Annotated in this window: 10 protein-coding genes; 4 read left to right on the forward strand and 6 right to left on the reverse strand. The window is 71.4% G+C overall.

What is annotated here, in order from left to right; translation table 11 throughout:
- Positions 1-25: 25 nt before the first annotated feature.
- From UW392_RS60390 to UW392_RS60410, 5 genes are all read right to left on the reverse strand, one after another.
- Positions 26-604 (reverse strand): toxin, encoded by a 579-nt coding sequence (locus UW392_RS60390; protein ID WP_320784017.1) that lies wholly within the window; start codon positions 602-604, stop codon positions 26-28.
- Positions 601-1,059, reverse strand: a complete 459-nt coding sequence (locus UW392_RS60395) for a helix-turn-helix domain-containing protein (RefSeq protein ID WP_320784018.1) — start codon at positions 1,057-1,059, stop codon at positions 601-603. Before UW392_RS60395 ends, UW392_RS60390 begins: the two co-directional genes overlap by 4 nt.
- Positions 1,060-1,304: 245 nt before the next feature.
- A complete protein-coding gene (locus UW392_RS60400) occupies positions 1,305-2,489 on the reverse strand; it encodes an MAB_1171c family putative transporter (RefSeq protein WP_320784019.1) in 1,185 nt (394 codons plus the stop codon).
- Positions 2,486-3,205, reverse strand: coding sequence for a TetR-like C-terminal domain-containing protein (locus tag UW392_RS60405; protein ID WP_320784020.1), 720 nt, complete (start codon positions 3,203-3,205; stop codon positions 2,486-2,488). Before UW392_RS60405 ends, UW392_RS60400 begins: the two co-directional genes overlap by 4 nt.
- A gap of 137 nt (positions 3,206-3,342) precedes the next feature.
- Positions 3,343-5,184: a coagulation factor 5/8 type domain-containing protein gene (locus UW392_RS60410; RefSeq protein WP_320784021.1), complete on the reverse strand. Its 1,842-nt coding sequence runs from the start codon at positions 5,182-5,184 to the stop codon at positions 3,343-3,345.
- A 228-nt stretch (positions 5,185-5,412) separates the two neighbouring features.
- On the opposite strand from UW392_RS60410, the gene UW392_RS60415 reads away from it, so the two are divergent.
- Genes UW392_RS60415 through UW392_RS60430 form a run of 4 tightly spaced genes read left to right on the forward strand, consistent with a single transcriptional unit; the run spans position 5,413 to position 10,036 of the window.
- Positions 5,413-6,726 (forward strand): sugar ABC transporter substrate-binding protein, encoded by a 1,314-nt coding sequence (locus tag UW392_RS60415; RefSeq protein WP_320784022.1) that lies wholly within the window; start codon positions 5,413-5,415, stop codon positions 6,724-6,726.
- Positions 6,727-6,731: 5 nt separating this feature from the next.
- A complete protein-coding gene (locus UW392_RS60420; RefSeq protein WP_320784023.1) occupies positions 6,732-7,739 on the forward strand; it encodes a sugar ABC transporter permease in 1,008 nt (335 codons plus the stop codon).
- A 19-nt stretch (positions 7,740-7,758) separates the two neighbouring features.
- The gene (locus tag UW392_RS60425) at positions 7,759-8,598 is read left to right on the forward strand and encodes a carbohydrate ABC transporter permease (protein ID WP_320784031.1); all 840 of its coding nucleotides are present in this window, start codon (positions 7,759-7,761) and stop codon (positions 8,596-8,598) included.
- A 46-nt stretch (positions 8,599-8,644) separates the two neighbouring features.
- Positions 8,645-10,036, forward strand: coding sequence for a GH1 family beta-glucosidase (locus UW392_RS60430; protein ID WP_320784024.1), 1,392 nt, complete (start codon positions 8,645-8,647; stop codon positions 10,034-10,036).
- Between the two features lie 30 nt (positions 10,037-10,066).
- On the opposite strand, the gene UW392_RS60435 is transcribed toward UW392_RS60430, so the two are convergent.
- The coding region (locus UW392_RS60435) for a hypothetical protein (protein ID WP_320784025.1) at positions 10,067-10,357 on the reverse strand (291 nt) is incomplete at its 5' end.

The raw sequence follows: 10,357 nt of genomic DNA on the forward strand, positions 1-10,357 counted from the left end.
GGTCATCTCACGTCACCCGGCCCACTCAGATCAGGGTGCGTTCGATACGGCTGAGCACGGCGTTCCCCTCGGGGGCGGACCCGTCCTGGCCGGTCTCCTCCACGGGGGTGCCCTTGTGCTCCCGGGTGGTGCCCACCCGCTGGGAGAGCAGATAGGCGATGATCTCCGCCTCCTGCTCCTGGACGTCGTCGTAGGTGGCGCGCAGGAGCATGTCGCGGACCACGTCGGGGTCGAGGTTGGGGAAGAGGAGACGCGCGGTCCCCTCGTCCAGCAGACCGGCCCCGCGGTGACAGCAGATGATGTGGCCCAGCTCGTGCAAGATGATGTGCTCCTGATGCGCGCTGGTGGTGTCGGCGTCGTAGAAGATGAGGTCCTCGTCGCGGGCGGCGACCCACATGCCGCACGGGTGCGACGCCGGCATCCGCATCGGGAGCAGCACGATCGGACGGCCGCGCACGTTGCCGAGGTGGGCGCAGAGCTCGGCGACGTCGGCCACGTCCGGGAGTTCCAGGTCGGCCAGGCGCCGGGCGCCGTCCTTGCGCAGCCTCTTCAGCCGGCCGCGGCGGTCGTCCTCGGCCGGCCCGGCCTTCCGCCACCCTCTCACCGCTTCGGACCACCGCCCTCCGCCTCGGGCGGGTCGGTGACCGGCGGAAGGCCCTGCAACTGCCGGTACTGGTCCATGATGGCCGTGATGGCCTGGAGGTTCTCCCGCTTCATGCCCGCCGCCCGCATCGCCACGGCGCGCACCCCCGCCTGCCGCAGCGCCTCGACCGCCGCCAGCTCGCCCAGCACCGACTCGGCGACCTGGTCGTCGAAGAAGTAGGCCACGGAGACACCGAAGAACTTCGCCAGGGCCGCCAGCAGGTCCGGTGAGGGGTTGGAGCGCTTGCCCGTGCGCAGCTGCGACAGGTAGACGCCGCCGACCTTCAGGTCGGGGCTGCTCCGCTTCAGCTCCTCCGCCACTTCGGCGTTGGTCCAGTGCCTGCCCTTGGGGCGGACGGTCCTGAAGAGGTCGTCCAGGCGGGTGGCGAGCAGCGGCCGCTCCTCGGGCTCGGTCACGCGCGTTCCCCCCTTCGATCACCCCCGCGGTCATGCTCCTGACTGCACCGCAGTTTTCCAGATTAGCTGGCAGTTGACAATTGGGCATGTCTCGGCCAACGTTGGAGCCCGCCGATAGCTGGCAGTTAACTTGGCTCGCGGGGGTGGCCGAGTTGCATGCCGGGGGAATCGGCCCTGGCCGGCCCTCGGGGGATGGGTCGGCCCGGCCCGCCCGGTCTGCCGGAAGACAGACCGGGCGGGAACCCTCAACCAGCCTTCGCGAGCTTGCGGTAGGCCGCCGCGACCTGGGTCAGCCAGGCGATCTCCGCCGGGAAGTTGTCCGGATCACGGTCCTCGAACCCCGCGGCGTACGCGGCGTCCGCGCCGTCGGCCGTGTCCAGGCTGTCGGCGGGCACGGTGCCGACCCGCTTGGCGCGCAGGGCCTGCCGGATGCGGGCGGCCTCGGCGAACGCCTGCCGGGACTCCGCGCTCGCCTCCGGCCCCGCGGCGCCCGTGCCGTCGGCGGTCCGGTCGATGTACGGACGCAGGTCCCGCCAGCCGTCCCGTATCTCGACCACCCGCCGGTGCAGGCGGTAGTCGAGGTCGGAGACCGCCGCGGCCCCCTGCGGCTCCAGCACGATGTCCGGGGAGGACTCGTACAGATCGCGCCAGAGCGGGTACAGCGTCCGGTACGAGCGGTAGCTGTCCGACCAGTCCAGGAGCCGGACGGCCGGCGCGCCCCAGGACGGCACGGTCAGGCTGACGGAGAGCAGCAGGATGCCCGCCGCGCTGAAGACGTTCGAGGCGAGCGTCCAGGCGCCGATGTCGAGGCCCGCGGCCGCGGTGAGGATGTTGACCGTCCGGGCCGCGCAGTACAGGAACAGCACCACCGCGGCGACCGACAGCAGCCGCAGCGCCTGCCGCAGCGACGGCTTGTCGGTCATCCGGGCGTACGGCCCGCACTGCCGGAAGATGGTCACGCAGGGCACCGCCTGCGAGACGATGAACAGCAGCAGGTAGGTGAGGACCAGCGGCTGCCCGCTGCCGGTGTCGAAGTCGGACGACGGCCGCCCGGTCCCGTCCGCGACGAGGAAGAGCACCGCCAGCACCGTGTCCAGGGCGATCCCCGTGATCAGCCAGTACCGGGTCCTGCGCGCCGCCTCCTCCTCGGCGGCCGCCCACTGCAGCAGGATGATCTGCGCGCTGACGCAGAACGCCACCGCCGACAGGTGCATCACCAGGATCGCGAGGTTGCCCACCCCGAGGAAGGCACCGTCGCCCATGGCGACCGCGCCCATCGTGAAGGTCAGGCACTGCAGCAGCAGCGTGATCACCAGCGTGCGCCAGGCCCGGTCCCGCCAGGCGCGCCGCGCCTGGCAGAGCCGGTAGACGAGGGCGGCGTACGAGGAGAGCGCCGCGATGACGAAGCCGAGCGTTCTGACGGTGTTCACGGCCCCGTCGGCACCTCGAGGCCGATGGACTCGGCCGTGACGGCGACGGCGAAGTCGAAGAAGGTCCGCTCGTCGCTGACGCTGTCGTGGGTACGGCTGAACACCTGGAAGACCAGCAGTCCGATCAGACCGCTCCACAGCACGATGCCGCGCTCCACGAGGTCCGCGTACGGGGCCTCGGGCACTCCGCCGAACAGCGCCAGGGCCTCCGGCCGCAGCAGCGGCGGACCGGGCACCGCCCGCCGGGGCGGGGTGAGTTCACCGGCCTCCAGGGCGGCGCGCACGATACCGGCCAGCACGGCGGGGGTGCGCGAGGCGGGCGGGACGGTGTCCTGCGGAGCCTGGTAGCCCGGCACGGGCGAACCGTAGATCAGTGTGAACTCGGGGGTGTGGTCGAAGGACCACTGCCGCAGCGCCCGCGCCACGGCGAGCAGCCGGGCGCCGGCCGGCGCACCGGCGTCGACGGCGGCCCGGTCGGCCTCCTCCATCGCGGCCGCGGACGCGTTGTAGGCGTCGATGACCAGGGCGGTCAGCAGGTCGTCGCGGTGCGGGAAGGCGGCCTCGACGGCCGTGCGGGAGTGACCGCCGGCCTCGGCGACGGCGTCGAGCGACAACTGCCCGGCCCCCAGCGTGCCCAGCAGTCGGCGTGCGGTGTCCTTGATGGCCGCCGTGGCCCCGACGGTCTCGTCGGCGGCGGGACTCGTTCCGGATTCCATGGTCGAACCGTACCTGTCGGTGGCCCTTCAACGGCACGGTAGGCGGGGAAAAACCGGCGTGCGACGGGTCCCGGGCCGGCCCTCCTCCCCAAGTCCGGGAGGAGGGCCGCGACGAGGGCCGCCGGGACCCCTGTCCGTCAGGGGTACGAGACCACCTTCGACGGAACCGTCGACGTTCCCGACGTCGGCGACCCCGTGTCGTTGATGACGCGTTCGTACTGGCCGTTGCCGCCGAGCGAGACGACCAGCAGGCCGTGGAAGCGGACCCCCGGCGTGTTCGGGGCGGCGAAGCCGTGGTGCTGCACGATGGCCGGGTCGACGTTGTAGTAGCAGTAGCTGCCCAGTCCCCAGCCCTCGTGCTGCGTCACCTGGTCGCCGACCTTGTACGCGGCGTACCCCTTGAGCGAGCCGTTCTGGATCGCGGCCTGGTTCGGGGCGTCGTACGCCTTCTCGTTCTGGAAGAAGATCGTGCGGCCCCGCTGGCCGTTCCACTGCACGTCGTACCTGTTGAAGTGCTCCACGAAGAGGCCGGTGGCCAGGACGTCGTCGCCGTTGACGACGACGCCGTGGTCGGCCCGGTTGGTCTCCCAGCCGACGCCCTCGCCGTGGTCGGCGCGCCAGACCCAGGTGTGGTCGACGATCGTGTGCCGGCTGTTGATCACCATGCTGGTGGTGGCCTTGCCGGGGCCCGCCCCGCCGATGCGGATGAACACGTCCTGGACGGTGGTCGGGTCGGCGGAGTGATCCCGCGAGGCGCCCCGCGGGCCGACCTCCAGCAGCGTCTCGGAGTTGACCGGACCGGCGTCGACGAGGAACCCGGCGAGGCGCACCCCGTCGACGTCGGCGAGCTTCAGCGCGGTCACCCCGTTGTCGGGGATGAGCGTCGCGTAGCCGAGGCCGAGCACCACCGTGCCGGCGCGGTCCACCTCGACCGGCCGGTCCAGGTGGTAGACGCCGGGGGTGAGCAGCAGGTGCAGCCCCTCGTCGAGCGCCTGGTTGAGGGTGGCGGCGGTGACACCGGGACGTGCCACGTAGAACGCCGTCAGCGGCAGCGACGTACCGCGCGGGGTGCCGTTGCCCCAGGAGACACCGCGGGCGTCCGTGCGCTTCTCCGGCAGGAACACCCGGTACTCGCTGCCCTGGAGGTACAGGAACGGCTTCTCGCGGGAGACGGGGGTGGTGGCGAGCGTGGTGTACGGCGGCTCCGGGAAGCTCTGCGCGGGGGCGCCCTCGACGCCGGAGAAGACCATGTTCCAGACGGCGTTGAGCCAGCCGCCGACGGAGCTGTCCCGGGTGTACCACTGCTGCTGGGAGTACGGACCGACCTGGCCGTCGATCCGGCTGTCGGCGATGTAGCCGCCGCTCGCCCAGCCGTAGCCGGCGGGCGCGAGGTCGAGCCCGCCGCGTACGTGCATCCGGCGGAACGGCGCCGCCTGCGACACCGCCCAGCGGTTGGTGCCGTTGACCGGGACCAGCGCGAGGTTCTCCGCCGAACGCCAGAAGTTCTGGGTCGCGTTGCCGTTGAACCAGCCCGCGTCGACCGTGACGTCACCGTTGATGGTCGTGTCGTCGGGAGAGAGTCCCAGACCGGCGATGGAGGTGTAGAAGCCGATCTGCGCGTTGAGGCCGTTGTACGTGCCCGGCTTGAAGAACAGGGCGTAGCGGCCGGTGCCGAACTGCGCCGACTCCTGCTGGCGGAAGATCTCGTCCAGCCGGGCCTGGATGCCGGGGGTCGAGGGGTCGAAGACGATGACGTTCGGGCCGAGGTCGCCGCCGCCGGGGAGGGCGGCGCGGGGCTTGTTCCGGCCGGCCCGCGCCGTGGTGGCGGTGCCGGCGGGAGCGGTGGCCGCGGTGCCGGCGGGGGCGGCGGACGCCGGGGCGGCGGACGCCAGCGCGGCGAGCACGGGGGCGGCAGCGGCGGCCCCGAGGACGGCTCTGCGGCCGGGGGCGGGCATGCCGGAACCGGTGGGGGAGGACATGGGCGGCTCTCCAGTCTGTTCAGGAAGTGAACGGTGGGGGAGAAGGGAGCGCTCTCTCGCCGGGGCATGCTTCAGCCTTCCGAACGCGGGCGTCAAGGGGTGCGACGCATGTCCGCGAAGTGTGTCCGGGCCCTTGACGGGGTCGGTCGCCCCGGTTTAACTCACGTCCTAAATTAAGCCGTGATGGACCATCGTGGCGTGCACTCCCCGAAGGGACACCGAGAAGCCATGCGCATCCGAGCCGCGGCCGCAGGCGCCGTCACCCTGTCTCTCGCCCTCGCCGCCTCGGCCTGCGGCGGCGGGTCACCGACCGGCGGCGGGTCCGACGACTCGCCGAAGACCCTGACGTACTGGGCCTCCAACCAGGGCGCGAGCGTCGAGGTCGACAAGAAGGTCCTCCAGCCGGAACTCGACAAGTTCGAGAAGGAGACCGGCATCGAGGTGAAGCTGGAGGTCGTGCCCTGGTCCGACCTGCTCAACCGCATCCTCACCGCGACCACGTCAGGACAGGGCCCCGACGTCCTCAACATCGGCAACACCTGGAGCGCCTCGCTCCAGGCCACCGGCGCCCTGCTGCCGTGGGACGCGAAGAATTTCGACGCGATCGGCGGCAGGGACCGCTTCGTCGACGCCGCCCTCGCCTCCACCGGCGCCGAGGGCAAGGACCCGGCCGCCGTCCCCCTGTACTCCATGGCCTACGCGCTCTACTACAACAAGAAGATGTTCGCCGACGCCGGCATCAGCGAACCCCCCGCCACCTGGGACGACCTCGTCGCCGCCGGCCGGAAGCTGTCCAAGGACGGCACATGGGGCCTGGGCGCGGAGGGTTCCAACGTCTCCGAGAACATCCACCACACCTTCGTCTTCGCCGAGCAGCACGGCGCGAAGTTCTTCACCCCCGACGGCACGGCCGACTTCGCGAACGACGGGGTCGTCACGGCGGTCAAGGAGTACGTCGACCTGATGGCCGCCGACAAGGTCATCGCCCCCGGCAACGCCGAGTACGCGCAGAACCAGTCCGTGAGCGACTTCGCCAAGGGCAAGAACGCCATGCTCCTCTGGCAGTCCGCCTCCGCCAACCTCAAGAGCCAGGGCATGGACGAGGACGCCTACGGGGTGGCCCCCGTACCCGTCCGCTCGGGCACACCCGGCGGCGGCACCCAGGCCAACTCCATGGTGGCCGGCATCAACATGGCCGTCTTCAAGAACACCGACAACCTCGACGGCGCGCGGAAGTTCGTGAAGTTCATGACGAGCGACGCCGAACAGACCGTCCTCAACAAGGCGTACAGCTCCATACCGCCGGTGAAGGCCGCCCAGTCCGACCCGGCCTTCGACACCCCCGCCAACGCCGTCCTCAAGGACACCCTCGCCAAGAGCGCCGTCGCCCTGCCGCAGGTCGCCGCCGAGTCCCAGTTCGAGACGGCCGTCGGCACCGCCGTCAAGGAGCTGTTCGCCGACGCCGCCGCCGGCCGCGCCGTCACCACCGCGTCGGTGAAGGCGAAGCTGGAGAAGGCCGAGCAGCAGATGCCGGCGGAGTGACCACCGTGACGACGACCGCTCCCGAGAGGGCCGGCGGCCCCGCGCCGCACGGCGGCCCCCCGTCCGGTGCGGCGACGGGCGGCCCCCGCCGCCGCACCGGCCGCGTCCGCCGGATCTCCCTGCCCTACCTGCTCCTCCTGCCCGCCCTGCTCCTCGAACTCCTCGTCCACCTGGTGCCGATGGTCATCGGCTCCGTGATGAGCTTCAAGGAACTGACCCAGTTCTTCATCCGCGACTGGGGCACCGCCCCCTGGTCCGGCCTGGACAACTACCGCGTCGCCGTCGACTTCGACGCCCCGGTCGGCGAGGAACTGCTCCACTCCTTCCTCGTCACCCTCGGCTTCACCCTCCTCTCGGTGGGCCTGTGCTGGGCCGTCGGCACCGCCGCCGCGATCTGCATGCAGGACGCCTTCCGCGGCCGGGGCCTGCTCCGCGCGCTGTTCCTCGTCCCGTACGCGCTGCCCGTCTACGCCGCCGTCATCACCTGGGTCTTCATGTTCCAGCACGACAACGGCCTGGTGAACCACGTCCTGCACGACCAGCTCGGCCTCACCGACAAGCCCTCCTTCTGGCTGATCGGCGACAACGCCTTCGTCGCCCTGCTGACGGTCTCCGTCTGGAAGGGCTGGCCGTTCGCCTTCCTCATCGTCATGGCCGGCCTGCAGAACATCCCCAAGGAGCTGTACGAGGCCGCCGCCCTGGACGGCGCGGGCACCTGGCAGCAGATCCGCCGCATCACCCTGCCGTCGCTGAGCGCCGTCAACCAGGTCCTCGTCCTGGTGCTCTTCCTGTGGACGTTCAACGACTTCAACACGCCGTACGTGCTCTTCGGCAAAACCGCCCCCGCCTCGGCCGACCTGATCTCCGTCCACATCTACCAGGAGTCCTTCGCCACCTGGAACTTCGGCCGCGGCTCCGCCATGTCGGTCCTGCTGCTGCTCTTCCTGCTCGTCGTGACGGGGATCTACCTGGCCGTCACCTCCCGCGGACGGAGGGTCCGTACCCGTGTCTGACACCGCGCCCCGCTCACCGATGGCCCCGCCCCGCTCCTTCCTCTGGACCCGGCGGATCTTCCTGACCCTCCTCACGGGCTTCGTCCTGCTCCCCGTCCACGTCATGGTCTCCAGCTCGCTCAAGCCCCTCGCGGACGTCACGAGCACGTTCCGCTGGCTGCCCAGCGAACTGACCGTCCGCCCCTACATCGACATCTGGTCCACCGTCCCCCTCGCCAAGTACTTCGTGAACTCCCTGATCGTGGCGGGCGCGGCGACCGTCTGCTCGGTCGTCGTCGCGGTCTTCGCCGCCTACGCCGTCAGCCGCTACGACTTCCGCGGCAAACGCGTCTTCACGGTCACGGTCCTGTCGACGCAGATGTTCCCCGGCATCCTCTTCCTGCTGCCCCTGTTCCTCATCTACGTCAACATCGGCAACGCCACCGGCATCGCCCTGTTCGGCTCCCGCGGCGGCCTGATCCTCACCTACCTCACCTTCTCCCTGCCGTTCTCCATCTGGATGCTGATCGGGTACTTCGACTCGGTTCCGCGCGACCTGGACGAGGCGGCGCTCGTCGACGGCTGCGGCCCGCTGCGCGCCCTCTTCCGCGTCGTCGTCCCCGCCGCGATCCCGGGCATCGTCGCCGTCGCCGTCTACGCCTTCATGACCGCCTGGGGCGAGGTGCTCTTCGCGTCGGTGATGACCAACGACACCACCCGCACCCTCGCCGTCGGCCTCCAGGGCTACTCCACCCTCAACGACGTCTACTGGAACCAGATCATGGCCGCCTCCCTCGTGGTGAGCGTCCCCGTGGTCGCCGGTTTCCTCCTGCTCCAGCGGTACCTCGTCGCCGGCCTGACCGCCGGCGCCGTCAAGTGACCCACACCCCCACGCCCACCCCCGCACCCCCTCGGAAGGGACCTACGTGACCATCGACCTCGCCGCTCTCCCGCACGACTTCCTGTGGGGCACGGCCACTTCGGCCTACCAGATCGAGGGAGCCGTCGCCGAGGACGGCCGCTCCCCGTCGATCTGGGACACCTTCTCCCACACCCCAGGGAAGACCGCCGGTGACGACCACGGCGACACGGCCTGCGACCACTACCACCGCTGGCGCGAGGACATCGCCCTGATGCGACGCCTCGGCACCAACGCCTACCGGCTGTCGGTGGCCTGGCCGCGCGTCGTGCCCGGCGGTGCCGGCGAGGTCAACACCCGTGGCCTGGACTTCTACGACCGCCTGGTCGACGCCCTCCTGGAAGCGGGCATCACCCCGTCCGTCACCCTCTACCACTGGGACCTGCCGCAAGTGCTCCAGGACCGCGGCGGCTGGCCCGAGCGCGACACCGCCGAACACTTCGCCTCGTACGCCTCCGTGGTCGCGGAGCGCCTCGGCGACCGCGTCACCCACTGGGCGACGCTCAACGAACCCCTCTGCTCCGCCTGGATCGGTCACCTGGAGGGCACCATGGCCCCCGGCTGGACCGACCTGACGGCGGCCGTCCGCGCCTCCTACCACCTCCTCCTCGCCCACGGCCTCGGCATGCGGGCGATCCGGGACAACGCCCCCGGCGCCCAGGTCGGCATCGTCAACAACCTCTCCACCATTCACCCCGCCTCCGGCCGCGACGAGGACCTCGCGGCCGCCCGCCGCATGGACGGCCACACCAACCGCTGGTGGCTCGACCCCGTCCACGGCCGCGGCTTCCCCAGCGACATGCGCGAGCTGTACGGCGTCGACCTGCCCGAACGCCCCGGCGACCTCGACCTCATCGGCGCCGGCCTCGACTGGCTCGGGCTGAACTACTACTTCCCGCAGACCGTCGCCGACGACCCCGCCGCCCCCGCCCCCCACGTCCGCACCGTCCGCCGTGACGGCGTCCCCCGCACCGGCATGGACTGGGAGATCGACCCGAGCGGCATCGAGGAACTGCTGCTCCGCCTGGCGGACGAGTACGGCGCGCGGAAGCTGTACGTCACGGAGAACGGCTCCTCCTTCCCGGACACCGTCCGCCCCGACGGCACCGTGGACGACCCCGAACGGGCGGACTACCTCACCTCCCACCTCGCCGCCTGCGCCTCCGCCGCCCGCCGGGGCGCCCCGCTGGCCGGGTACTTCGCCTGGTCCCTGCTGGACAACTTCGAGTGGGCGTACGGCTACGACAAGCGGTTCGGCCTCGTCCACGTCGACTACCGGACCCAGGTCCGCACGGTCAAGGGCAGCGGACGGCGGTACGCGGAGATCATCGACGCCCACGGGCGGGAGCGGGAGGGGCGTGCGGAGCGGGAGGGGAAGGGCGGACGGGAGGCTGCCTGAGTCTCCCGTCTCCGTCCCCCTTCCCTTTCCTCAGGTGCGCGCCAGCAGGGCCTCCACGGCCGTGGGTGTCGCCGGGTGCCGTCCCACCAGGACGGCGCCTGCCGGGGACGCGCCTGCCGAGGACGCGCCCGACGGGGACGCGCCGGTCGGCGCCCATCCGTCGTCGCACCCCAGTAGGCCGGCCACCGCGTCGCACGCCGCGGGGTGCGCGGCGAGCAGCCGCAGCCCCCGGGCGGCGGCGGGGGACGGGTCCTCCGCCGCCCACCCGTCGTCGCAGCCCAGCAGCGCGGCGAGCGCGTCGCACGTCTCCGGGCGGGCGGC

The organism is Streptomyces sp. CRN 30 (genome assembly GCF_034105845.1).